This is a genomic window from Glutamicibacter protophormiae (genome assembly GCF_016894325.1).
Classification (GTDB): domain Bacteria; phylum Actinomycetota; class Actinomycetes; order Actinomycetales; family Micrococcaceae; genus Glutamicibacter; species Glutamicibacter protophormiae.
The window spans coordinates 1,300,187-1,323,850 of sequence record NZ_CP069806.1; the positions used below are offsets into that span (position 1 = coordinate 1,300,187).

Annotated in this window: 23 protein-coding genes; 6 read left to right on the forward strand and 17 right to left on the reverse strand. The window is 61.0% G+C overall.

Annotation, left to right across the window (positions count from 1 at the left end; all coding sequences use genetic code 11):
* Positions 1–61 precede the first annotated feature (61 nt).
* Entirely contained in the window at positions 62–496 is a 435-nt protein-coding gene (locus tag JQN66_RS06150) for a hypothetical protein (RefSeq protein ID WP_188948565.1), read from the reverse strand.
* On the reverse strand, positions 493–1,266 hold the full coding sequence (locus tag JQN66_RS06155; RefSeq protein ID WP_204677050.1) for an alpha/beta hydrolase: 774 nt from the start codon (positions 1,264–1,266) through the stop codon (positions 493–495). The genes JQN66_RS06150 and JQN66_RS06155 overlap by 4 nt, the downstream gene beginning before the upstream one ends.
* Before the next feature lie 145 nt (positions 1,267–1,411).
* Here JQN66_RS06155 and JQN66_RS06160 point away from each other — a divergent pair, with 145 nt between their 5' ends.
* Together JQN66_RS06160 and JQN66_RS06165 are read left to right on the forward strand one after the other, a co-directional pair.
* A complete protein-coding gene (locus JQN66_RS06160) occupies positions 1,412–2,086 on the forward strand; it encodes a lysophospholipid acyltransferase family protein (RefSeq protein ID WP_204677051.1) in 675 nt (224 codons plus the stop codon).
* 105 nt (positions 2,087–2,191) lie between these two features.
* Positions 2,192–3,583 carry a class II 3-deoxy-7-phosphoheptulonate synthase gene (locus tag JQN66_RS06165; RefSeq protein ID WP_188948568.1) on the forward strand — a complete coding sequence of 464 codons (1,392 nt, stop codon included), beginning with the start codon at positions 2,192–2,194 and terminating at the stop codon, positions 3,581–3,583.
* 91 nt (positions 3,584–3,674) lie between these two features.
* Here JQN66_RS06165 and JQN66_RS06170 read toward each other — a convergent pair whose 3' ends face one another.
* Together JQN66_RS06170 and JQN66_RS06175 are read right to left on the reverse strand one after the other, a co-directional pair.
* Complete coding sequence (locus JQN66_RS06170; RefSeq protein WP_204677052.1) at positions 3,675–5,894, reverse strand: Stk1 family PASTA domain-containing Ser/Thr kinase; 2,220 nt, start codon at positions 5,892–5,894, stop codon at positions 3,675–3,677.
* 202 nt (positions 5,895–6,096) lie between these two features.
* Positions 6,097–6,345 (reverse strand): WhiB family transcriptional regulator, encoded by a 249-nt coding sequence (locus JQN66_RS06175; protein WP_047118688.1) that lies wholly within the window; start codon positions 6,343–6,345, stop codon positions 6,097–6,099.
* Positions 6,346–6,695: 350 nt separating this feature from the next.
* Between JQN66_RS06175 and JQN66_RS06180 the strand changes: the two genes are divergently transcribed.
* Complete coding sequence (locus JQN66_RS06180; protein WP_204677053.1) at positions 6,696–7,109, forward strand: hypothetical protein; 414 nt, start codon at positions 6,696–6,698, stop codon at positions 7,107–7,109.
* On the opposite strand, the gene JQN66_RS06185 is transcribed toward JQN66_RS06180, so the two are convergent.
* On the reverse strand, positions 7,110–10,835 hold the full coding sequence (locus JQN66_RS06185) for an FHA domain-containing protein (protein ID WP_204677054.1): 3,726 nt from the start codon (positions 10,833–10,835) through the stop codon (positions 7,110–7,112).
* A 286-nt stretch (positions 10,836–11,121) separates the two neighbouring features.
* Between JQN66_RS06185 and JQN66_RS06190 the strand changes: the two genes are divergently transcribed.
* Genes JQN66_RS06190 through JQN66_RS06200 form a run of 3 tightly spaced genes read left to right on the forward strand, consistent with a single transcriptional unit; the run spans position 11,122 to position 14,134 of the window.
* A complete protein-coding gene (locus JQN66_RS06190; RefSeq protein ID WP_188948572.1) occupies positions 11,122–12,348 on the forward strand; it encodes a TadA family conjugal transfer-associated ATPase in 1,227 nt (408 codons plus the stop codon).
* On the forward strand, positions 12,345–13,196 hold the full coding sequence (locus JQN66_RS06195) for a type II secretion system F family protein (RefSeq protein ID WP_188948573.1): 852 nt from the start codon (positions 12,345–12,347) through the stop codon (positions 13,194–13,196). The genes JQN66_RS06190 and JQN66_RS06195 overlap by 4 nt, the downstream gene beginning before the upstream one ends.
* Entirely contained in the window at positions 13,193–14,134 is a 942-nt protein-coding gene (locus JQN66_RS06200; RefSeq protein WP_204677055.1) for a type II secretion system F family protein, read from the forward strand. The genes JQN66_RS06195 and JQN66_RS06200 overlap by 4 nt, the downstream gene beginning before the upstream one ends.
* Positions 14,135–14,342: 208 nt before the next feature.
* Here JQN66_RS06200 and JQN66_RS06205 read toward each other — a convergent pair whose 3' ends face one another.
* From JQN66_RS06205 to JQN66_RS06260, 12 genes are all read right to left on the reverse strand, one after another.
* Positions 14,343–14,852, reverse strand: coding sequence for a hypothetical protein (locus tag JQN66_RS06205; protein ID WP_204677056.1), 510 nt, complete (start codon positions 14,850–14,852; stop codon positions 14,343–14,345).
* 50 nt (positions 14,853–14,902) lie between these two features.
* Positions 14,903–15,136: a hypothetical protein gene (locus JQN66_RS06210; RefSeq protein WP_204677057.1), complete on the reverse strand. Its 234-nt coding sequence runs from the start codon at positions 15,134–15,136 to the stop codon at positions 14,903–14,905.
* Positions 15,137–15,156: 20 nt separating this feature from the next.
* Positions 15,157–15,615: a hypothetical protein gene (locus tag JQN66_RS06215; RefSeq protein WP_204677058.1), complete on the reverse strand. Its 459-nt coding sequence runs from the start codon at positions 15,613–15,615 to the stop codon at positions 15,157–15,159.
* Between the two features lie 28 nt (positions 15,616–15,643).
* Positions 15,644–17,059, reverse strand: a complete 1,416-nt coding sequence (locus tag JQN66_RS06220; RefSeq protein ID WP_204677059.1) for a hypothetical protein — start codon at positions 17,057–17,059, stop codon at positions 15,644–15,646.
* Between the two features lie 2 nt (positions 17,060–17,061).
* Positions 17,062–19,173 carry a phage tail protein gene (locus tag JQN66_RS06225; RefSeq protein WP_204677060.1) on the reverse strand — a complete coding sequence of 704 codons (2,112 nt, stop codon included), beginning with the start codon at positions 19,171–19,173 and terminating at the stop codon, positions 17,062–17,064.
* Positions 19,174–19,304: 131 nt separating this feature from the next.
* Positions 19,305–19,598, reverse strand: a complete 294-nt coding sequence (locus tag JQN66_RS06230) for a hypothetical protein (RefSeq protein ID WP_204677061.1) — start codon at positions 19,596–19,598, stop codon at positions 19,305–19,307.
* Positions 19,599–19,602: 4 nt separating this feature from the next.
* The gene (locus tag JQN66_RS06235; protein ID WP_204677062.1) at positions 19,603–19,824 is read right to left on the reverse strand and encodes a hypothetical protein; all 222 of its coding nucleotides are present in this window, start codon (positions 19,822–19,824) and stop codon (positions 19,603–19,605) included.
* A gap of 167 nt (positions 19,825–19,991) precedes the next feature.
* Complete coding sequence (locus tag JQN66_RS06240; protein WP_204677063.1) at positions 19,992–20,411, reverse strand: hypothetical protein; 420 nt, start codon at positions 20,409–20,411, stop codon at positions 19,992–19,994.
* Between the two features lie 12 nt (positions 20,412–20,423).
* Entirely contained in the window at positions 20,424–20,774 is a 351-nt protein-coding gene (locus tag JQN66_RS06245; RefSeq protein ID WP_204677064.1) for a hypothetical protein, read from the reverse strand.
* Positions 20,774–21,103, reverse strand: a complete 330-nt coding sequence (locus JQN66_RS06250; protein WP_204677065.1) for a hypothetical protein — start codon at positions 21,101–21,103, stop codon at positions 20,774–20,776. Before JQN66_RS06250 ends, JQN66_RS06245 begins: the two co-directional genes overlap by 1 nt.
* A 2-nt stretch (positions 21,104–21,105) precedes the next feature.
* Positions 21,106–22,506, reverse strand: coding sequence for an HK97 family phage prohead protease (locus JQN66_RS06255; protein WP_204677066.1), 1,401 nt, complete (start codon positions 22,504–22,506; stop codon positions 21,106–21,108).
* On the reverse strand, positions 22,490–23,599 hold the full coding sequence (locus JQN66_RS06260; RefSeq protein WP_204677067.1) for a phage portal protein: 1,110 nt from the start codon (positions 23,597–23,599) through the stop codon (positions 22,490–22,492). Before JQN66_RS06260 ends, JQN66_RS06255 begins: the two co-directional genes overlap by 17 nt.
* Positions 23,600–23,664 lie beyond the last annotated feature (65 nt).

Consider the following 23,664-nt stretch of genomic DNA (forward strand, 5'->3'; position numbering starts at 1 on the left):
TAATCCGCATCACATTGTTATTACTCTACAGTAACCTAGCGTTCCTCGGGCTCAAAGTCGATCAGACCCTTGCTCCATCATCTCCCGGATCGCGTTCGGTCGGTAGCCTTCTGAGTAGGTAAATCACGCCGATGATGGAGAGTGCGACCATGCCGATGTAGACGAAGGCCGGGGCCGAGCGAAAGAAGATCACGCATAACAGCAGTCCGATCGGTCCGCCCGCGGCCATCGTCCACGCGAGGTTGACCATCGGGTTTCCCGAGCCCAGCGCGGCCGGTTCCTCGGGGACGAACTGCTCCTCGCCCTCCTCGACCTCGTAGTCGCGTGGTCCGGCAACCGCGCCGGGGCCGGTGGAGAACAGCTGGCGCAGCTCCGCCTGGCGCTCGGCGGCGCTCGGCTCGCGGGGAGTGCCCTGGTCAAGGGTCCGGAAATTCTCAACGAGCTCGTCCCAACGCGGATCGTCGGCGCCGGACGGCTTGTTCTCTGCGGGGTTCATGACCTGCCCTTCGGGGAGTGCGCGGCCTGCGCGGCCACATGGTGGAAGAATCGAGCTGATTCCTCGAAGATCTGCGCGGCGTCGTAGTCGAGGGTGGCCACGTGCTTTGAATGCAGCAGCTGGTGGTGCTCGACCAGGGTGCCGGGGGCCAGCCCGTCGGTCAGCGCGTGCACCGAAGCATCGGACACCACGTTGTCCACGGTCGAGCGGAACAGCTGGACCGGCGCGGTGACCAGGCCCAGCCTTCTGCGGGTCTGCGCGAACAGCTGGTACAGCTGGTGCACCGCCGCCACCGGGGTGCGGTCGTAGGCCTTTTCGTCGGCTCCGCGCTTGGCGATGTCGTTGCTGATCGGAGCGACCGAACGCACTACACGCCGCAACCACTTGGTATAGGGAGCCAGCGGGCTGTCCACGACCAGCCCCGGATTCACCAGGCTGACGCCGGCGACGTTGCGCCGGGTGGCCAGGTGCAATGCCAGCGCTCCGCCCATCGACAGGCCGGCGGCGAACACCTGGTCGTGGGATTCGGCCAATTCGTCAAAAGCTTGTTCGGTGGCCTGGATCCATTCGGAGAAGGGCCGGCCGACCATGTCCTGCCAGGAGGTTTCATGCCCTGGCAGCACCGGGCACAGGGTGTCGAACCCGGCGGACTCGAGCGCCCGGGCCCATGGCAGCATGGCGGTTCTGGACCCGGTGAAGCCGTGGATCAGCAGTACGGCAGGCTTCCGCTCCGGCTGGCCGGCCGCCCCCGGATGTGCTTCGTGATTCATCGCGTCCCCCTCGAGGTGCTACGTTGTACTGCATTCTTATTCGAGCGTAGTGCACAATTGAAGGGTGCGGACCCGCGCCAGTCAACACGTCGACGGGCGTGTCCGCCCGCAATGCCTGATGACGAGAAGAAGGAACCGCCCCATCGTGCTGTACGACTTTCTGAAACGCTTCGCGGTCAAGCCGCTGCTGCGTATCTTCTTCAAGATTGACATCCAGGGCATCAATAATATTCCCGCCGAGGGCGGCGCCATCCTCGCCTCCAACCACCTGTCGGTCAGCGATTCGGTGTTCCTGCCGGCGATGATCGAACGGCCGGTCGTGTTCCTGGCCAAGGACGACTATTTCAACGGCAAGGGCCCCAAGGGGCGTCTGGTCGCATGGTTCTTCCGCAACATCAACCAGCTGCCGATGGACCGCTCGGGCGGACGCGGATCGGCCGCCTCGCTGGCCAGCGCCAACACCGCCCTGGCCGAGGGCAAGCTGCTGGGCATCTATCCCGAAGGCACCCGCTCTCCCGATGGGCGGCTCTACCGTGCGAAGCTCGGCGTCGCCAAGCTCGCCCTGGAATCCGGGGTGCCGGTGATCCCGATCGCCATGATCAACACGGACAAGGTGCAGCCCATCGGGCAGCGCCTGCCGCACCCGGGCCGCATCGGCATCAAGATCGGCAGGCCGTTGGACTTCTCCCACCTCACCGGGAAGGCCTCGGACCCCGCAGTGCTGCGCCAGGTAGCCGACGACATCCGCAGGGCCATCAACGTGCTTTCCGGGCAGAGCTACGTGGACGTCTACGCGCCGGCCAAGGCCAAAAAGAAGTAGCCGCGGCCTGAAGCGGGGGCCAGTGGCCGGGCGCATGCCCTGTGTTACGTCCGGTTGTTACATTGCACGCGGTGCTTTGCGCGCAAGACACGTAGACTTGTCAAGGTGAGCGAAGTAAACCGAACCCCATTGCCAGGCTCCTCCGTAGCCGGCCCCGCCACCGACCCGCAACTTGATCTGTGGCGTGATCTGCCTATTGCCCAACAGCCCACCTGGAGTGAGCACCCGGACTATAGCGCTTCCATTGCTGAACTGGGTTCGCGTCCGCCACTGGTCTTTGCCGGCGAGGTCGACGTGCTGCGCGAACGCCTGGCCGAGGCGGCCCAGGGCAAGGCCTTCCTGCTTCAGGGCGGGGACTGCGCCGAGACCTTCGCCGACGCCACCGCGGACAAGATTTCCGCCCGCGTGCGCACCATCTTGCAGATGGCCGTCGTGCTGACCTACGGCGCCTCGATGCCGGTCATCAAGATGGGCCGCATGGCGGGGCAGTTCGCCAAGCCGCGTTCCTCGAACGACGAGACCCGCGACGGCGTCACCCTGCCGGCCTTCCGCGGCGACATCGTCAACGGCTACGACTTCACCCCGGAGTCCCGCGCCCACGACCCGAAGCGCATGGTCCAGGCCTACAACACCTCCTCTGCCACGCTGAACCTGATCCGCGCGTTCACCCAGGGCGGCTTCGCCGACCTGCGCAGCGTGCACTCCTGGAACCGCGGCTTCATGGCCAACCCGGCGCACTCCGCCTACGAGCAGCTGGCCGGCGAAATCGATTCGGCCATCCGCTTCATGGATGCCTGCGGCGCCGGCTTCGAAGGCCTGACCCGCACCGAGTTCTTCGCCTCCCACGAGGCGTTGCTGCTGGACTACGAGCGTGCGCTGACCCGCACCGACTCGCGCACCGGCCTGCCGTACGACACCAGCGGCCACTTCCTGTGGATCGGCGAGCGTACCCGCCAGCTGGACCACGCCCACGTGGACTTCCTGTCCCGCGTGCGCAACCCGATCGGCGTGAAGCTCGGCCCGAACACCTCGGTCGAGGACACCCTGGCGCTGATCGAGAAGCTGGATCCGAACCGCGAGCCTGGCCGCCTGACGTTCATCACCCGCATGGGAGCTCAGAACATCCGCGAGAAGCTGCCGAACCTGGTGGAGAAGGTCACCGCCACCGGCGCGCAGGTCCTGTGGGTCACCGACCCGATGCACGGCAACACCGTCACCAGCAAGAACGGATACAAGACCCGCAACTTCGACGACGTCATGGACGAAGTCCGCGGATTCTTCGAGGTGCACGACTCGCTGGGTACCAACCCGGGCGGCCTGCACGTGGAGATGACCGGCGACGACGTGGCCGAGTGCCTGGGCGGCGCCGATCCGATTCGCGAAGAGGACTTCGATGAACTCTACGAGTCCGTCTGCGACCCACGCCTGAACCACCGCCAGTCCCTGGAGATGGCCTTCCTGGTCTCCTCGGCACTGCAGAGCCGCGCACGCCGCTAGGCGCCAGCCGGCCCAAGGAAAAGACCTGGCCCACCACCCCTTCGAGGGGTGGTGGGCCAGGTCTTTTTTGCCGTGGCGCAGGCCTTGCCGGCTAGAACGCGTAGATGCTGATTTCGCTGCCGCGCTCGACGCTCCGGTTCAGCGGCGACTGCATGCGCACGGTCTGCGACAATTCGCCGAGCACGTGGTGCGCCTTGACGGTGAGCCCCGCCTCTTCGAGCACCCGGGTCGCCTCCGCGACGTCCAAGCCGATCACCGAGGGGATCCGGACGAATTCCGGGCCCTGGGACAGGTTGACCGTGACGGTGCTTCCCACCTCGGCGGTGCCGTTCTGAGGCGACTGCGCGGCGACCATGCCGGATGGCACGGTGCCGGAATGCACCGGATCGCCCACCTGCAGGCGCAGGCCCGCGGATTCAAGGGCCGCGGCGGCAGCATCCTGGCTCAGCCCCTGCAGCGCAGGAACCTGCACCGGGGCCGGCCCCTTGGACACCGCCAAGGTGATGGTGTCCTTGCGCGCGGCGGTCTTGCCCGCAGCCGGTGAGGAGGAGATGACCTTGCCCTTCTCCACCTCGGAGGAGTACTCGCGGACCTCCTTGACCTTGGCCAGCTCCCGCTGGGCCAGCAGCTCGGTGGCCGTCTGGAGGCTCTTGCCGGCCACATCCGGGATCTCGAAACGCTCGGGGCCCTGCGAGACGATCAGCTCGATGCCCTGGAACTTCATGATGTTCTCGCCGGTGGACGGATGCGAGTCCACAACGCGCCCGATGGCGATGTCGTCGTCGAAGGCGGAGCCGAGCCGGACCGGGATGCCCTGTTCGGACATCTGCGACACCGCCTGCTCCTGCAGCAGGCCGTTCAAAGACGGAATGCGGATCACCGTTCCCGGGCCGCGGCCGAAGAACCAGCCGGCGGCCGCCACCAGCGCAACGATCAGCACCCACGCCACGGCGACGCCGGTTTTCTGCGCCGCGCTCCTGGGCTTGCGCAGTCGATGCGTCGGCAGCTGGGCTTCCTTGCGCCACTGCTTCTGCGCCGCCTTGTTCGCGCGCTTCTGGCCGCGCGGTGAGAGGGCCGCCGGTTCTGGATCCCCTTCGATGGCGGCATCCGCACCGAAGGATTCAATATCGAAGCGCGAATAGGCGGCGGTGGCCTCCGCGCCGGGAGAACCCGCCCCGGCTGCCGGGTCATGGACCACGGTGGCCTGCGCATCTCGCAGATCCAGCACCTCGGTGGCATCCGAGGTGGCGATGACGGTGGTGGCTTCGGGATCAAGCTGCGCGTCCAGCGAATAGGCCCCGCCCGCAGTATCGGTGCCCTGCAGCTGCCAACGGCGTTCGCGGGCTTCCTCGCGCTCGCGCTGCCAGTCGTCCAGACGCTGCTGCACGGTGGTGGGCATGTGCGAGATGGAACCCGGAGTCAGGTCCTCGACACCGCCCAGGGTTTCCGCGTCGAAGTCCAGCTGTTCGTCGCTGAGCGTCGAACGGATCTGGATGACCTCGTCAAGCAGCAGCTCGGCGTTCTGCGGCCGCTTCTCAGGATCCTTTTCGGTGCACCACTGCACCAGTTCGTCCAGGTCGCTGGCAAGTCCTGGCACGATATCCGAGGGCAGCGGCATGGGGGAGTCCAGGTGGTGCTTCATCAGTGCGGCCGCGTTGGCTTCCGAATACGGCAGGCGCCCGGTGAGCATCTGGTAGACCATGATGCCGACAGCGTAGATATCGCTGCGCGAATCGGCCGGGGCACCGGAGACCAGCTCGGGGGAGACGTGCGAGAGGGTGGCCACCAGGGTCGCTGACTGCGTGTGGGCGCTGGCCGCGCGGGCCAGCCCGAAGTCGGTCACCTTGATTTCGCCGGTATCCGCCAGCAGCACGTTCGCGGGTTTCATGTCGCGGTGGATGATGCCTTCGGAGTGGGCGGCGCCCAGCCCGTGGCAGACCTGTTCCAGGACGCTGAGCATCTGGCGCGGCGTGAACCGTCCGCGTTCGGAGATCACCTGCTCCAGGTTGCGCCCGCGGACGTACTCCATCACCAGATAGACGATGTTGTCCGTGACGTTGTGGTCTCGGATCGAGACCACATTCGGGTGGGTGATGTTCGCGGCGATGACCGCCTCGGATTCGAAGCGCTCGCGGACCGTGGATTCGCTGGCGAAGTTGTCGTTCAGGATCTTCACGACCACCGCGCGGTGCAGACGCTTGTCCATGGCGCGGTAGATCCGAGACATGCCGCCCAACGCCAGCAAATGGTCGATACGGTAGCGGTCGTCAAGGGTCGTACCCAGGTTGGGGTCGGCAAGAGCAGGGCTCATGGTGCACGCACTCCTGACTTGGGATTGCGCGCCGCAAAGGCGTGATTCACCCACTGCTCCTTTCGAACATGATTACTATCTTTTAATGTACCTAGCCGACCTGAGAATTTCCGGTTTAAAGCCGAAATCCGCCAGTGGTGTCTACCTCTGGCGGATTTCGTGCAGCTTCCCGGGTTGCGAGATCTACCGCGGGAGCGGTCTCTTAGGATGCGCGGCGGGCACGTGCAGCGCGGCGCTTCAGAGCGCGACGTTCGTCTTCGCTCATTCCACCCCACACGCCAGCGTCCTGACCGGACTCGATGGCCCACTGTAAGCAGGTTTCGGTCACTTCGCACCGACGGCAGACGCTTTTGGCCTCTTCGATCTGCAAGAGGGCCGGACCGGTGTTACCCACCGGGAAGAAAAGTTCCGGGTCCTTATCCAGACACGCCGCGCGGCTACGCCAATCCATGCTTATTGATGCTCCTTGAAATTTTTGAGGGGGGACGAAAGGCTCATGATCTGAACACGCAAACGCCCCGCCTTGAAAAGGTCAGCGGGGGGACGGTGTAAATGCCGTAGTGCTTTTCGCGTCGTCGGATGTGAACGACGGGGTCATCGTTTTGCCAACCACATAAGGTTTTCATGTTACGAGAAAGTAAACAAGGGTCAATGATGCGAAATATGTCGTATTGCCTGAGTGCTTTCTCACATGGAAATCAGCATGGGCTTAGGCTAGCTGACGCGGATGTGGCCGGGGCGACAAGCCTGATCCGGGGCCGTCGTTTGAGTTCCTGAAGCACCTCAACGAAAATAGTTGGGGTGAGCAACGAAGAGATTAAGATCCCGCGTCCGACCAGTGTTATTGCCGTCGCCGCACTGGTGATGTTCGAGGCGCTGGCGGTCCTTGCCTACGCCATCAACTACGGCATCCACCTCACTTCGGACGGTGTGGTGAACATGGGCGGGCGGATTTTCATGCTTGCGCTGTGCCTCTTCCTGGCCAGCTGGCAGGGGTCGGTGGCGATCAACTTCTTCCGGGGCAGGGCCTACACCCGAGCGCCGATCATCGTCTGGCAATTGTTCCAGTTGATCCTGTCGGTGTCCTTTTTCCAGTCGGATATGCCGATCGTCGTCTCCGCAGCGGTCGTGTCGATCATCGTCGCCGGTGCCACAGTGGTGCTGCTTTTCGCGCCGAAGACCACCGAATTCCTGGGGGACCGCCCAGCACAGTAGTCAACGCTCGATGATGATGGCGCGTGGTTGCCCGGCGATCCCGGCGATCGCGCGCCATTGCCTTGTCCCGCCCGCGCCGTAGCCCCCAGGTGTATGGGGCAACGGTCGCCAGGCAAGCGGCAGCAGGTCCTGCGGATGATGGGCCTCCACCGCAATCGCTTGCCGGTCATCAACCATCAGCCCCGGCAGCCCCAGGTCGTAGGGGAGCCGGGTCGAAGGCGGCACGAACAGCACGGCCCGCGTTCCCAATGCGGCCGTTCGCTGGCGCAGCGCCGCCAGCTGGGGGTCGGAGGTGTCGTGCAGCACCACGCAGATCGTAGACGCGGCGGCTTCCGCTCCGTGCGCCTCGCAGGCTTCAACCCAGCGCAGCCACGACGCGGCGCCATTCACCAGGGATGCTTTCCAACGTTCGGACAAGAGCGCCGCGAGCTCTTCCCGGTCACGCCGACCGGGACATATGACCAGCGGCGCCGGAGCCTGGTCGAAGCCGAACTCCTGCCGGGTGAACGCAGTGTGCCCCACCGCCAGGGTCTGCGAGGTGTCGTCGTTCCGGCAGGGCAGCCTCGTTGGGCAATCGGCGCCCGCCGCTCCTCCTGTCTCCGGCTTGGCGGCCGTGGCTGTCAACTGGATCGTCATCGGTGCTTCGACGGGACTGAACCGGATCCCGCGCCCGGGCAGCTGGCTGGTCGGAGGAAGCTTGGGCCAGGACATGCGCAGGGAATCGGCGGCGTTGAGCGGGAAATACCATTGTTCGGCGCACAGCCCGGCGGCCTTGAGCAGATTCACGTCGCGATCGGCCATCATGACCAGTTGCGCCGGGGCCGATACACCTTGTCGCAGAAGCTCCGTGAGCACCTGGTCGAACCGTTGGAAGGCGGCGGGATCCAGTTGCGACTGCAATCGGGCGATGCCGTGCACGAGCACCAGCGTGAGGCGATCGCGGGGCAGCGACTCCAGGTCGTCGAGCGCTTCCAGGAATAGATACCGGTCTTCCCCGTTCACGGTGAGCGTCCCCGGCAGCGGGACGGAGTCCGGGAACAACGCGTCACCGAAGCACAGGATCCGGCGCTCCAGCCGCATCAGCCCTTCGAACAGCTGGCGGCCGCCGGCTTCCGGCACACCGCACACCAGCAGCCCCCGGCCGCGGGCCGGTTCTATGACCAGGTCCTCCAGCCGGCCCGCTGCGAGGTCGTCGACAACACCGCAGAAGATGGCGCCGGCACCATCGCCCTGCCACTGCGTCGGGGGAGTAGCCTTCTGCTCAGGCGGCGGCAGCTGCGGGGCAAAGGGGCACGGAGGTAGGGGCGAATGCCGCCAGCTGTCGGCAAGCCGGCGCACATGCCGGTGCAGGGCCTGCCCGTCGGCCCCGGGATCCGGATGCCCGAAGCGGCCCACCGGATGCAGGATCAGGTTTCCGGGTCCGCGCTCGGCAATGCTTCCATACAGGGTGGGGCTCACCGCCAGGGCGAACTGGACCTGGCGGTTGGCCTGCCCGGGGCCGGCCATGACCGCGCTGCCCGGGCGGACCAGCTGGGCGGCGGCCGGCGAACCGACCAGGTCCATGGACTCGGCTGCGTCCTTGACCCGCAGCGCCACCACGGTGTTCAGATTCGCACGGGTCTGCCCGGACAGTGCGCCGGCGGCCCGCTGCGTGCTCAGCAGCAGGTGGATGCCCAGCGACCGGCCGACCGCCGCCAGCCGGTCGATGCGCGCCGCCGCTTCGGGCAGGGTTTCGATGAACACCCGGAACTCGTCGACCACCACCAGCAGCCGGGGCAGCGCGGGGACGCCGGAGCGCCGGACGTACTCGGAGCGGTCGCTGCAGTGGTGTTCGGCCAGTAGCCGTTCGCGCCGGGCCACCTCGCGTTCCAGCTGCGCAAGGGTCCGCTGCGCGCCGGCGGCGTCCAGGTCGTTGGCGGAAAGCTGCACGTGGGGCAGCGGGCCGAAGGCGGCCAGGCCCGCACCGCCCTTGAAATCAACCAGCACCAACGCCAGCTGCTCGGGACTGTAGCGCCCGGCCAGATCCGCGATGATGCGCCGCAGCGCTTCGGACTTGCCCGACCCGGTGGTGCCGCACACCAGCACGTGCGGCCCGTCCTCGTCGAAATCCAGCAGCTGCCGGCCGCGGAACGGATCTTCCCCGATCACCGCGGTCAAGCCCGCACCCGCCGGGGGCTCCCCGTCCGACGCCGGTGCGCGCGGGCAGATCGCGAGGCACGACTGGATGATCCGGGCGAGCCTCCCCGCATCCAGCCGGTCCGGTGTTTCCAGGCACAGGATCCCGTCGGGCAGCTTGGCTCGGCAGCGCACCGGATCCACCCAATAGTCGCACCGGGCTGCGGGCGCCGGATGCAGGCTGATCACCAGCGTGCGCGGCAGCGGGACCGGAGCGAGCCCGGTCAGGAATATCCGCTCGATGGAAGGGTCAGGCGATGCCGAGGTTCCGCTGCCGCCGGGCATCCCGGCAACGGCCGACGCAGGGCCAGTGCTCCGGGCCAGAAGCGCGGCGGTGCCCTGGCGCACATGCCGCAACAGCAACAGCTCGGCCGGAAGCCGAGTGATCGAGGGGTCGATGACCAGCTCGATGCGGCCCGCGGCCACCGCCGGCAGGAACCTGGACAGCAGCGCGGCCAGCAGGGAATCCACCGCGGGGTCCTCGCCTCCGAGAAGCTGCCAGACCTGCGCGGCGGCCGGCGCGAAAACCGGAACGCCGGAAATCCTGCCCGCGGACCGGCCGCTGCCCGGCGCCCTGCGCGGCCGCCGGCTGCCGCCCTCCGGCGGCGTCTTCCGACCCGGAAGCTGCCAGCTGCCGCTGCCGAACACCAGCGGAGGAAGGCCCTGGGGAAGCACCCCGAGCTGCGCCCGGTCGATGCCGGCGACCAGCGCCGTACCCAGCGGGCAGGCGAAACGGCGTCGGGCGCGCACCACGCTGTGCTGCTGTCCACGCACCGAACGTTTCCACCGGCGGCGCTCGCCGAGCAGCTGCACCGCGGGGACGACGCCCAGCAGCGCCGACAGCCCGGAGACCGCCAGGAACAGCATGGAACCGGTCAGCACCGCCAGCAGGACGCCGGAGAACACCGGGACCAGCGCCGCCAGGCACAGCGTCACCAGCCTGCCCAGTTCCGGGGGCGGAGGGAGGCTGAACTCCAGCTGCCCGCCGTCCGCCGCCTGCCCCGCCTCGCCGCGCGCCGGATCTCCGACCTCCAGCACGGTGCCGCCCAACTGGATCCGGCTGCCGGCCTGCAGTTCCGCCTCGGCTTCCACCGGCACCGCATCCCGGCCAGAAAACACCAGTACCCGCTGCCCGGGGGCCGGCCGCACGCGCATGGACCGCTCATCAACCACCAGGCGGGCGTGCACCCGGGAAACCTGCGGATCGCCAAGGAACAGCGGGGCGCCACGGCCGATCTCGTGGGTGCCCCGGCCCAGTTCCATCCAGGCTCCCGCATCCGGGCCCTCGGGTACGTACAGCTTCAGCCGCGGGCTGCCGGCCGCCACCGCGAAACCGGGGCCCGGGACATCGGCCAGCAGCAGCGGCTGGCCCGGGCCCAGCATTCCCAGCTCCTCCAACGGCGTCGCTCCCCGGTACCAGCGGGTGCCCGGAACCTGGCCGTCGAGCACCGCCGCCAGTTGCGGCCCGTCCAAGGCCGCGGAGACTTGGAGCAGCAGCTGCCGGGGATTCAGCAGCGTGCGCGAGGACAGCAGCAGTTCATAGTGCAGCATCTTCCCTCCCAACGCGTTCTCCGGCCCTTGCGTGCCCCAGCCCATCACGACTAGCGCGTTTGCCGGGTCCGAGGACGCCGGGGTGGGGATAACCGCCCATTGCTTTATCCACAAATTCGCGAAACATCTTGCCAGCACCTGATGTCGGGGCTAGGCTCCACAGACATATCCAGAAATAGACCTCGGAACAGCACCGGGGCCTACCGCTGCACCGGCAGTGCGCTCGCCGATGGTCCCCGAGAATTCCGGGAACGCCGAACCCCCATGAGGCCCGAAGGATCTTGACGTGGATGCCTTGTCCATCGTGGAAGATGAAGTGCGAGAGCTGGTCCGACGCCGCGGCCTGGACCCGGCCAAGCAGCCCGCGCTGATGAAGTCGCTGATCGACGACGTCGTGCGGGACTACGACGAACGCGCGCTGCTCGGCGCGGTGCCCGCCCTTGGCTCGCTGGAACAAGCCCGGCGCGCGGTCTACGACAACGTCGCCGGATTCGGCGCCCTGCAGCAGCTGCTCGACGACCCGAGCGTGGAGGAGATCTGGATCAATTCCCCGCACCAGGTGTTCTGCGCCCGCGGCGGCCAGAGCGAACTGACCCACATCAGGCTGGACGCCGCGGAAGTCGCCGGGCTGGTTGAGCGCATGCTCAAGGCGTCCGGGCGCCGGCTGGATTTGTCCCAGCCGTTCGTCGACTGCCAGCTGCCCGACGGTTCCCGGCTGCATGTGGTCATCCCGGACATCACGCACGAGCACTGGGCTGTCAACATCCGCAAGTTCATCGCCCGCGCCTCCCGGCTCGAAGACCTGGTGGACCTCAAATCACTGAGCCCCGCGGCGGCCACCTACCTGGGCTGGGCGATCTGCGCCGGGCTGAACGTCATCGTCACCGGCCCGACACAAGCCGGCAAGACCACCATGCTCAACGCGCTGTCATCCTCCATCGGCTCCCGCGAACGCGTCATCACCATCGAGGAGATCTTCGAACTGAACCTGGCGCTGCGCGACGTCGTGGCGATGCAAACCCGGCTGGCGAACCTCGAGGGCACCGGCGAAATCACGATGCGCCGGCTGGTCAAGGAGGCGCTGCGCATGCGTCCGGACCGCATCATCGTCGGAGAGGTGCGCGAGGCCGAATCCCTGGACTTGCTGATCGCCCTGAATTCGGGCGTCGCGGGCCTGTGCACCCTGCATGCGAACTCAGCCCGCGACGCAATCATCAAAATCTGCACGCTGCCGCTGCTGGCGGGGCCGAACATCACCAGCGACTTCACGATCAAGACCGTCGCCGCCTGCCTGGACCTGGTGGTGCACTGCGTGCGCGACGCCTCCGGCAACCGCTATGTCAACGAGATCCTCGCGGTGCGCAATCGCGTGGAGGGCGGCGCGATCGAGACCTCCACGCTGTTCGAACGCAAGGCAGGGGAACTGGTTCCAGCATCCGGCGCGGACTGGTCGCATGAGAAATTCGACCTGGCCGGGCTGAACGTCGCCGAGCGGTTGGGACAGGAATCATGAGCATCTTCCTGGGGCTGCTGGGCGGGCTGGGGCTGGCGATGCTGGCCGACTGGCTGCTCTTCGCGCCCTGGGAACGCACCCGCAGCCGGCACTCGCGGATCGGCCAGGCGCTGCTGCGCGCCGGGGTCACCAGCGTCAGCCCGGCCAAGTTCATGCTGATCTGCCTGGCCAGCGGGCTGGTGTTCGCGCTGCTCACCCTGGGGCTGACGGCCTCCTGGCTGTTCGCCTGCGTTTTCGCGATCTTCGGTGTTCTGGCGCCGTGGGTGTATCTGCGCCACCAGGCGGCCAAGAGACAGAGCGCGCTGCATGAACAATGGCCGGAAGTCGTCGACCACCTGCGCAGCGCCATCCGCGCCGGCCTGTCGTTGCCCGAATCGCTGAGCCAGCTGGCGCTGGTCGGCCCCGAGACGCTGCGCCCGGTGTTCCGCGACTTCGCCCTCGACTACCGGGCCACCGCCAACTTCAGCACGGCGCTGGACCAGCTGGGCGAACGGCTCGCGGACCCGGTAGCGGACAAGATCCTGACGACGCTGCGCATCACCCGCGAGGTCGGCGGCACCGACCTGGGGCAGACGCTGGCCACACTGGCCGCGTTCCTGCGCGACGACGTGCGCACCCGCGGCGAGCTGGCCGCCCGGCAGTCCTGGATCGTCTCCGCCGCACGGCTGGCCGTCGCCGCCCCCTGGATCCTGCTGCTGGTGCTCGGCACCCAGCCGGCGGCCAAGGACGCCTATCTCACCCCGGCGGGGGTCTTCGTGCTGCTGGCCGGCCTGGTTGTCTCCTTCCTCTGCTACCGGGTCATGCTGCGCCTGGGGGCGCTGCCCATCGAGGAACGAGTGCTCTCATGAACAGCTACACCGCGTGGGCGGCGCTGTGCGGGCTGGGCCTGGGGGCCGGGCTGTGGCTGATGATCGTGCGGCTTCCCGCGTGGCGTCCCATGGCCTTCGCCGATCGAGTGGCCCCTCACATCAGGGTCGGCGTGCGATCCTCGCGCATGCTGCAGGATTCCTGGCAGCAGGATTCGGCGACCCCGGCGCTCTGGCAGCTGGCGCGTCCGCTGCTGCAGCAGGTCAAGAAGATCGCCAACCTGCACAGCCCCTCTTCAACCACCGTGCGCAAACGACTGCAGGCCGCGGGGCTGCGCCTGAGCCTTGTGGACTACCGCTCGCAGGAACTGCTCTGCGCGCTGACCGGGCTCGTCATCGGCTCCGCGCTGATGGCCTTGCTCGCCTTCCGCCAGTCGGTCTCGCTTCCGCTGGCCGTGACGGTGGTGCTGGGCTGCGCCGTCATGGGCTACTTCCTGCGCGGCTGGTGGCTCGGCGAACAGGTCAAACGCCGCGCCCGCAGGATCCTGACGCAGTTTCCCACCGTCGCCGAGGTGCTCGCGCTGACCGTGGGCGCCGGCGAATCGACCACCGGGGCGGTCGAACGCATCTCGCGTATTTGCCATGGCGACATCGGTGCCGAGTTCACCCACACGCTCAACGACATCCACTCCGGCACCAGCATGGTGCAGGCCATGTCCAACATGTCGGACCGGGTGCAGATCGGCGCGATGACCCGCTTCGTGGATGCCATCGTTGTCGCCACCGAACGCGGCACGCCCCTGGGGCAGGTGCTGCGCGACCAGGCGCAGGACGTGCGCGATGCCTCCAAGCGCGAGCTGATGGAGATTGCCGGAAAGCGGGAAATTTCCATGCTCGTTCCCATTATCTTCGGCGTCCTGCCCCTAACCATCGTCTTCGCCATCTTCCCCGGGCTGGCGCTCTTGGAGATGAGCTATTGACGCCTTCGACACCGAATCCATCACATCGCACCACCTACACGAAGGAGGGGCCACCATGTCACGGCTCCACATGATGATGTTCAACCTGAGCCTGCATGTCGCAGACGCAGGCCGCAACCTCTGGGGCAGGGCGGCGGCCCGGGCCCGCGACCAGCGTGGCGACGTGCCCGGATGGGCAAAGATATGTGAATGCTATATAAGCGGTAACCTAGGGGTTCGCTATGTTCGCAGTTTCATCTGGTAGGTGAGTGTCCTTAAAGGACACTCCTGGTAATTCCAGGTCGGCTCTCATTTCCTGCACTAGTTTTCTTCGCTGCAAACGGTAACTGTCCATGAAGCCTTGCCATGCTTGCTTGTCCTTGTCCGTCGGTTCTAGAGCCAGTGGCGACATAAAATCCGAGAAGAGCGCGTACAGCGAGTTGTACTCGGCTAGTACCGTTGTAGGTGCAACCAACATCATGGTCGATTGATGTGCGTTGGTTAGTTGATCGTGAATATCAGAGCGGCTCGCACGACGTAGATAAAGGAAATCGCTTAATTGCATATACAGTGCGCCATAGGATGATAAGACTCGAACGTATTCTTGTAACTTTTTATCTTTTTCCCAGTTCTTAGTATTGTTTGAGTGCTGTATTTTTGCCAGCCATATCGAGCCTGCCGCACCTAAAACTGCACCAATCAAGGTACCTGAAACAGCTACGAGTGTATTCCAATCCATGCGCTAATCAAAGCACGAAAAAGCCCCCAGCATATAGCTGAGGGCTTCTCTTATTTGCGTCTAGGCGGTAGAGCAGGCTCTACATACTTCGTGTGCTGCTTGAGGTAGAAAATATCTTCTCCGTGCTCATCGGTCACACGTTCCAGTTCGGTCACTCTCTGGGGTACGCCTTGCAAGTCCTTGAGGACAGGCCAAGCTTTCTTGAAGAGGAAGTAACCAATGACCGCCAGTAAGGCGAACGTGGGGTTTACGTTGCTGAGCAAGTGCGGCAATGTATCAATCAAAACAGAATCCACAGCCAGCCCTAGTCGATGTAGTAGGAGAACTGGCTACGGTAACCGCCCGTAGTAGAGACAAACGAACCGCGAAGCTGTCCACCGGGGCTGAACCAGATAGAGTGCCCTGGCGCTCCACCAGTCTCAGTGAGAATTGGCGGGGTAATTTCCATGCTTGGGCGGTAAGGCTCTGGAATAACGAACGCGGTAGCCGTGCCGGTAATACCAGCAGACCTGCGCATGTTCCAGATGCGGACGTGTACGGTGTTGCCGTCCACGGCGTAGAAGCAACCAGACACGTCAATGGAGGATTCCTGCGCAATTACCGGAGTCCACGGCACCTTACGCCGGGAGGTATCTGCTTCAAGCTGATTCAAACGCGCCAGAACGCTATTCAAATCAGGGTTTCCCGGAGGGACGTTAGCAGTTTCAAGCAGGCTTTCAATGCGTTCTGCCTGAGCCTTGTCTACTGCTGGAATGTTAGCCATACGGTCACCTGGGGTGAGGTACGGAATACTATACTGGGGCGTTACCAAACTCAATTAGAGGCTCCCTAATGGTGTCTTCAGTGTATTGCATATCACTGAGTCGGATAGATTCATGCAGCTCTGAGAACTGCGGGTTATTCGTGGTGCCTGAACCCCAACGAGTGAAGGTAATAGGCTCCAAATAGGCCGTGTCATAGCCATATGGCGCTAGTTTCGGCTCAAAATGCCAAGCGTCATCTCGGTAGGTAATGGTGTTACCCATAAGCGAGTAGATCGGTACATAGTCCTTCAAGTGGCCATGCGCGCTACCGTTCAGGAAGATTCGCATATCGTTTGACCGTGGCTGTAGCCACATGTGCATATGCGTAGTGGTCTTGAAACCGCCAGTACGCTTGGTAGTCCACTTCACGTCTTCTAAGCGCCAGCGCCAAAGGTTGTACTTGGCTTCCGCTTCCAGTGCCAGCAAAGGTGCTGCGTCGTAGTCATAGAACTTGGTTTCAAAGTTCCATGTACGGTTGCCAATGCCCTTGTAGTTCGGAATGTTCACAGCTATACGGCTGTAGAACTCCTTCTCTGCGCCTTGGGTGGACTTGTAATACTTGACGCTGATGTTAGTAATGGATGAGTCAACATCCTGTGTCAGCACACCGTCAGATTCGACGTCTTCAGCAGGCAAGGTATAAATCAAGTTAATTCCCCGCTTGGAATCGTCCAACACGTTAGGGTGTCTCGGCATACCAAGCATGTATTTGCCGGAATCTTCATCCTTGCAAAATGCTGCGAAGTTCCAGTAGGTGAACGTCTCCCACCGTCCACGCTCAATGCGGTTGGTGTGGGGGTCATACTCTGGCCGTGCGTACTGAGCACCACGGTAAAGGTCATCCAGGACAGTCAGAGCAGCACTGTTGGTGTAAACCTCGGGGATCATGCCGTATACCGGCTCATTCGCGGTCACAATGCCAGCAAACGTATTCCCTGCCGCTTCATTGATCTTGTCAGCACGGTAGCGAAGTGTACGACGCTCATTGGTTGCAGAAGCGTCAAAGCTAACGTAGGTGTTGCCAAGCTGGCCAATACGGTCAGTGGCCACAATATCCACGTAGTAGCCGTGGTCTTCATTGGCTTCCTTCTCCAGCTTGCGTGGAGTGATGTTAGCGGCAGTAATCATGCCACGGAACATATAGCGGTTATCCCACTTGCTGCCGTCCCACCAAGTGTAGGCAACCTTAATGTCAGTGCCTGAAAGCACCTTGTCTGCAATCCATTCTCCCGTTGGGTCAAGAATGGTAAAAGTTAGGGTGGCCGGAATAATATCTACAAAACGTTCGTGGGAACCCCACTCAATCTTGAGTCCTTCCAGACCAATATGAGTGGGGTCACCAGCGGCGCTAGTAGGTACATATTCACCGGCAATCCAAACCTGGGGTTTTGGATTAAATGCCATTGTTAAAATGCGCCTCTCGCTGAGCTATAGCCCATAGTGCGGTTGTATTTCTTCATTACTTCTTCGATCTGCTTACCAACTGCGATTGGATCAAGAGCACCCTCAACATTGATGTTGATGTTGTTTACAACTGGCGTGATGCTTGGAGCACTAGCGGTTCGTCCTGCGAAGCCAGCACCTGAAGCGCCAACGCCGAAGTCACCGAAGCCACCCAGACCGAAGTTTGCGAAGTTGCTTGCACCAGTGCCGCCGAAGCCGAAGAACCCGCCAACCTTGCCCAGCCAGCCTGGAGCCTTGATGCTGAACAGGTCACGTACCCAGCCAATCGTGTTGCGTACAGCGCTCACGACTGCATCGAACTTGCCAGCAATGTTGCCGATAATGTTTCGAGCAGTTCCCAGCAAGGCGCTGAAGCCGCCCTTCCAGATGCCCTTTACGGTGCTGATAACACCACGAACAATGGAGCTAACACGCTGGATCACTCCACGAATGGAATTGATTACGGAAGTCACTACGGACTTCACGACGTTCCAGCCAGCACGCCACACGGCCTTTACGGTGTTGATTACCGCCCGGACTACAGCAGACACCTTCTGAATGTGGCTACGCACCACGGCGATAACTCGCTGGACAACGCTCTTGATAACTGCCCAGCCTGCATTCCAAACAGCCTTAGCGAAGTTCACTACGGCAGTGAACACACCGCGAATACGGTTGATAATGCCGGTAACAATCGAGATAGCTGCATTGGTTACAGACTTGAAGAAGTTAATGAATACCTGCCAAGCAACCTTGACAAAAGCAGTCATTTTCTTCCACGTATCTTGGAAGAACGTGGTCTTAGTCGCCACAAGGACAATGACAGCCACGAGTGCCGCCACAGCAGCGATTATCAGGCCAATAGGGTTAGCGGTCATAGCTGCGTTCCAAAGCCATTGAGCGGCAGTTGCTGCGCCCTGTGCGACCTTGAGAGCAACCATCTTGACCATTGCTGCCGCCTGAACAGCAGCGTTCTTCACCCAAGCAGCAGTGTTGACTACGAGAGCCTTAGTGCCTGCGCCTACGGCAGTCATAGCGCTTCGCACAGCTCCACCAACAGTGCCCATACGTCCAGTGAACGTAGAAGCAGCAGCAGTGGCACTGGAGAAGCCAGCTCGGAAACTAGAGAACGCTGTGCCAACAGCCATGGCGCTCTTGAAGGCTACGGTTGCACCCTTAGCCACAGCCATTGCTGCTGAATAAGCCTTGAACGCACCATTGATAGCCAGTACCGAAGCTGCCAAGCCACCGATGCCCACAGCCAAGCCTTGAACAAGGCCAGTGTTTTCGCCTACCCAGTTAGCAAAGCCCGACAGAGCATCTGCGGCAGAGACAACCAAAGGCAGTAGTGCCGTACCAAGCTTGGCTCCAGCGTCTGCGGTCTGTGCCTGGAAGCGAGCTAGAGCACCAGCGGCAGTGCCTGCTTCACGAGCGTTAGCACCCAGTGCGTCTGCGCCCTGCTCATTCAGCAAGGCCATGATAGCCATTGCCTTACCCTGAGACTCAGCCTTGCCGGTCAGCTTGCCCATGCCCATCTCAGCCATTTTGGCCTTGATAGCTGCCTGATTAAGACTGATACCGTAACGCTCAATGGGATCCATTTCGCCCTTGAGAGCGGAGGAGATAGCCTCAATAGCTTCCACATTGGAGCCACCGAACTGAGCGGCAAAGTCTGCACCCATACGCACCAGCGAGTCAGTCTTACCTGCAAGCTGATCCATTGGTGTGCCCAAGTTCTTGAGCTGAGAGCCAATGAGAACCGAATACTTTTCATAGTCTGAGCCACTTACGCCAATGTCCTTGGCAGTGGTCTTAGCCATGTTGTGAACGGTGTTTGCGTGATCCTTGAACACTGCGTCAACAGCGCCAAAGTTCTGTTCTGCTTCTGATGCTAGATCAAAAGTCTTTTTACCAATCGCGGTTAGTCCGGTGAGGATTCCAGCAGCGGGGAGAGTCATCTTCTCTACGCCCTTTTGGAACTTGGAAAGCTTGGACTCTGCCTTCTGGAATCCATCACCGAACTTCTTAGCGTCAGAGACTAGCTTGACACTAAGAATTGCGGATTTATTCGCCATTTAATTCCACCTAATTGTTTGCCTTGGCTTCCATCTCCATTAGTTCTAGGTAGTAATCAATGAACGGTTGTTCTAGGTCTACTAGGCTCTGGAAAGGAATGCCTGTTTTGTAGGAAATGGCAATGAGAGCTTTACTCGGTTCCGTCAGGCTGAAAGTCGGCCTCAGCCTCTTCTGCGTCATCCTCAGGGGTAATGCCCTCAAGGGAGTTCAGGAAGTCTTCAACCTTGGTGCCCTGGGTAAGCTTGCCTACGCGGATAAGTGCTGCGTAAGCTACGAGCGCCATGAACAGGAAGTCAGACTCTTCACGCTTAGGGAAGTTATTACGAGCACGCAGAATGTCGTACTTCACGAGGTCTGCATAGATAGCGGTTACGTTTTCAATGTTGCCGTTGTATTCGACGGTAAAGTTAAGCTTCTCAGCCATTTTGTTAATCTCCCTTTACAGAGCTAATAACTTTATTGAGCTTTTCCCAATAAAGATTGATCCAAGTATTTTCAGTATCTTTTGCCGCGCTTGTAAGCCACGGCTGCGCTTTAATTCCACGAGTAGGCCAGCCCCAGTGAATTGCACCGGGATAGGGTTTGCCCTTGTTGCCTACGCGGATGATGCCTGCACGCTGTGTAGCGCCAGCGCGTACAGTGCTTTTCATGTGGCCGTTCTTAGGAGGCCCGATTGGTGTAGATGCCTTAGCACGAGGGAGGACAACGTTAGCTGCTGCACGGTTGACAGCGGTTAGGTCTTTCATATCTAGACCTGCCTTTTTCAAGGTGCGTCGTAGCTCGCGCCCTCCCTCAATGCGTAGGTTTTCAGCCATGACTAGCCAGCGATAGCTGCGATAACAGGTTCGCCAACCACCATGAACTCAAAGTCAGAGGTTGGCTTGGTGCCCACGTCGCCACCGATTTCCACGGCTTCGACAACCAGCGAACCAGTGATCTTCTTGCCCTTGGCAGTATTCGGTACGAACTCGAAAGCGTGGGTTTCTCCACGGTGGGTAAACAGCCACTCAGTCTTAGCATCGGCAGAGCCGAAGTCCTGGAGGATCGAACCTTCAAGGGTGAACGATTCGGTACGGTCGCCTGCAACAGACTCACCAGACAGAACCTTGATTGCGTCATCCTGGTCTACGTCTGGAACGAGCTTCACAGAGGTAGTCTGCGAGGAGAAGTTAGTGAGTGCATCTTCAGCGCCAATGGTCAACTGACCAGCGCCAACGGTAATGGTTTCAACTGCCATTTTCTTAAATCCTTACGGGGTAATGGTTACGGGTAGTTCCAGCAAGAGTGCTGGCAACCCGTCTGGAGAATGATTTGAGGCCGATAGAGTGGCCGGAGTAGCTGTACTGAAGCCGTAAACAGCCTTTGTCTTGGCTAGTAGGTGCTGGAGGTCATTGAGAGATTCCACAGCGCCACGGTCAGAAGTAACTAAGTAGACTTCGACGGTGGCGCTGTAGGTTTCCTTGTCCAAATGGTCGAACTCGATAACACCGGGGTTTACCAGTGCTCCAGGTACTTCCAAACGGTCAGGCTCTACCGTGGCGTTCACTCCTGCTGCACTTAGCGTGTCTGCAATCTCTTGAAGAGCGTCACCGTAGAGCATTAGCCCACCAGAGGCTTTCTAAAGGTGTCGATGTTCAGCAGACGGCTAATGTCTGAGTCGTAGCGAGAGACGTAAGTGCTCATATCGCCTACAGACTCAATGCCATGTGGGGAGTTCTTACGGCGGTAAAGCCGACTTGCCAGCATGACAGCGCCAAGGTGTGTAGTGCCTGCCCACTGGGTGTTACCTTCTGTATCGGTCACACGATCAATGGAGGGCAGAGCATCTACATAGGCGTTTACAGCAGGTACGATCAGCGTTAGGTGAGCGTCATCGGTAGATACCGTGCGTAGCTCCAACCAATCAATAACTTGCTGCGCAGTAACCATGGTTAGGCTTCAACACCAACGCCAGTGAACACCAGAACAGCACCGTTATCGGTGATCTTCTCGGCATTGAACTTGATAAGCGAAATGTCCACGCCACCACGAGGCAGGTCAAGTGCCTTGTAGCGGAAGTCTCGGGACTCGCGGTAATCAACTGCACGGTGGTCAGCGACAACCACAGTGCCTGCTGCCAGCTCAGGGTTAGAGGTCAGGACAACGCCAGAACCCAGATCAGCCGAACCGTTAGCAAGGTTCACCGAACCCTGCTTTGCCAGCCACCACGGAGCGTCTACGGCCTTGATACCACGCAGGGTAGCGAACACGTCTGGAGCACAAGCAACAATGCTCATGTTGGCACCGATAGCACCAAGGGTGTCAGCTGCCTTGTTGATGACCGAGATAGCGTCATCTGCTGCACCGGCTGGAATCTGAGTACCGCCAGCAACCAGCGAGGCAATCATTTCGGATTCGGTCTGCTCGATGTAGCTGTCCATAGCCTGCTCGTACAGCTCCGAGATAACGTCTTCAGAACCGAACTCAACCAGTTCCATAGCAACGTCAACAGCAACGGCCTTGGACTTTGCCTGCCAGTTCTCGCGCGAGGTGGTGAACTTGCCGGTAGGCAGCTCAACCTTGGAGCCTGCCCAATCGGCAACCTCGAAAGTACGAGCCTTCTTGTGACCGGTAACGAACAGCGAGTTCAGTGGCTTCACGCCAATCTTCTCGATGACTGGACGGTTGACCTTGCGAGCTTCCCACAGCTCGCCAATCTCCTGGTCACGAATGTAGACCTTGCCAGTGTCATCCGAAGGCAACTGGTCTGCCAGAGCTGCCTGCACAGAGGCACCGGACTTAGCAGCGTTGAAGGTCAGAGCGCCAAGCTCTACACGGTCAGCGCCAGCAGTCAAAGGCTCTGGCTGGACAAAAGTTTCGTTGTTTTCCATAGGGGTAACTTCCTCAGTTTCGTTTTTAGCGGCTTCTACAAGACGCGCATTGTCAAAAGCAGGTCGTACAACCAGACCTGCGCCAGTGAGTCGGCCAGCGGTAAGCTGTCCGTTCTCGATAATTGGGTCGGCAATCTCAACAGAAATGCCTGTACGGAGTCCTGCACGCGCCAGTTTCAGCGCGTCATTACCTGCCGTAGTCTCTACGATGTTCACAGCGGCATAAATGCCGTCTTCACGCTCTTCTACAGAGCTGAACTTGCCAATAGGCCGGGTGTAGTCGTGCTCTTCATTGAGTTCCAGAGTTTCTGCTTCTGGAATCTCAATAACACCCTTGTCTGCATGAATCTCACCAAGGTTGGTGCGTCCAGGTTCTCCGAAAGGGAGAAGCTTGAACTTCAATTCACGCGTGTTTTCCTCAGCCTCTACAAGAGAACCGAAAATGCTAAGGTTGTTCGTCATTCTTTTCCTGTTCCTGTTCAAATTCAGGCTTAGGCTCTAGGTTGATCTTTTTACGGGCTTCATCCTCAGTAAGCAGGCCAGACTGAATAGCAGAACCCAAGTATTCGTACTGGGTTTTGGTGTCATCCTGGAGCAGTTCAGAAGAATCGAATTCAATCTTGGTGCCGTAGGGGAACCACATGCTGAGCGTCTGCTCAATGGCTTCCATGTAAGGGTTAATTGCATCGAGCAATTCACGGTTACGGCTTGCCATATTCGAGTAGCTAAGGGACTGTCCCTTCACGTTTGCATCTACAGCCCAAGCTGGGAGGGAGAGCAAGCGCGCCATTTGCAGGGAAGACTGGTTACGTCCGTCAATCAGCAGGTTTTCTGCTGGCTGTCCTTGGAATTCGGCCTCAACAGCCTTGTTCAGGTAGGCAACGGAACCGCCCTGCTTGCTACGAGCTGAGCGCCAGTGCGCTAGAAGTTCGTCACGCTCACTCTTAGTAAGGTCAGCGCCTTCCTTCTGCTTAAGCACAGTGTGTGGGATAGGGTTACTACCCACTTCTGCTGCCAGCTTCTCTAGGAGAGTGGCTTCTCGAATTGCATTTTTGCCAAAAGAAATGATGCCCTCGTGAATGGCATCTATTCGGATCGAGTCTGCGGGTTTAACCGGCTTATCGAAAGCCTTTACCAGTCGGCCATTTTCAACATCGGCCTTATTCTCTGGAACCCACCGTAAAGCGCTTGGCTGTCCATTGTTCAGCCTTGATTCAATGATGAACCATGCACGCCCGTAGAAGATCATTGCATCTACTGCCCAAGACAAAGTTGTAATGTTCGGTACGCCAGTTTGCAACTGGTTTAGCAGCATTGGCTGCGGACTCAGAAGCCCATTGTCCCTACGTGCTACCAGCGGAAGCCGTGCAACACTAGAACAGATAAGGTTACGACCCTTTGCCAAGCTTGGAATACTCATTGCTGAGGTTCGGTTGACTGGCATTTGGTCGGGAGTTAGGCCGTAAAGGTCGGCCAAAGTCATTGTTTCCAGATGACTGTTATCTGCCCATGGACTTTCAACTTCTGAGGTTTTCCAAAAATCGAAAAATCCCATTGAATTCCTTTGTTTGTTCTCTATATATTTTAGCGAGAACTCGGTAATTCAATGGGATTCTTATT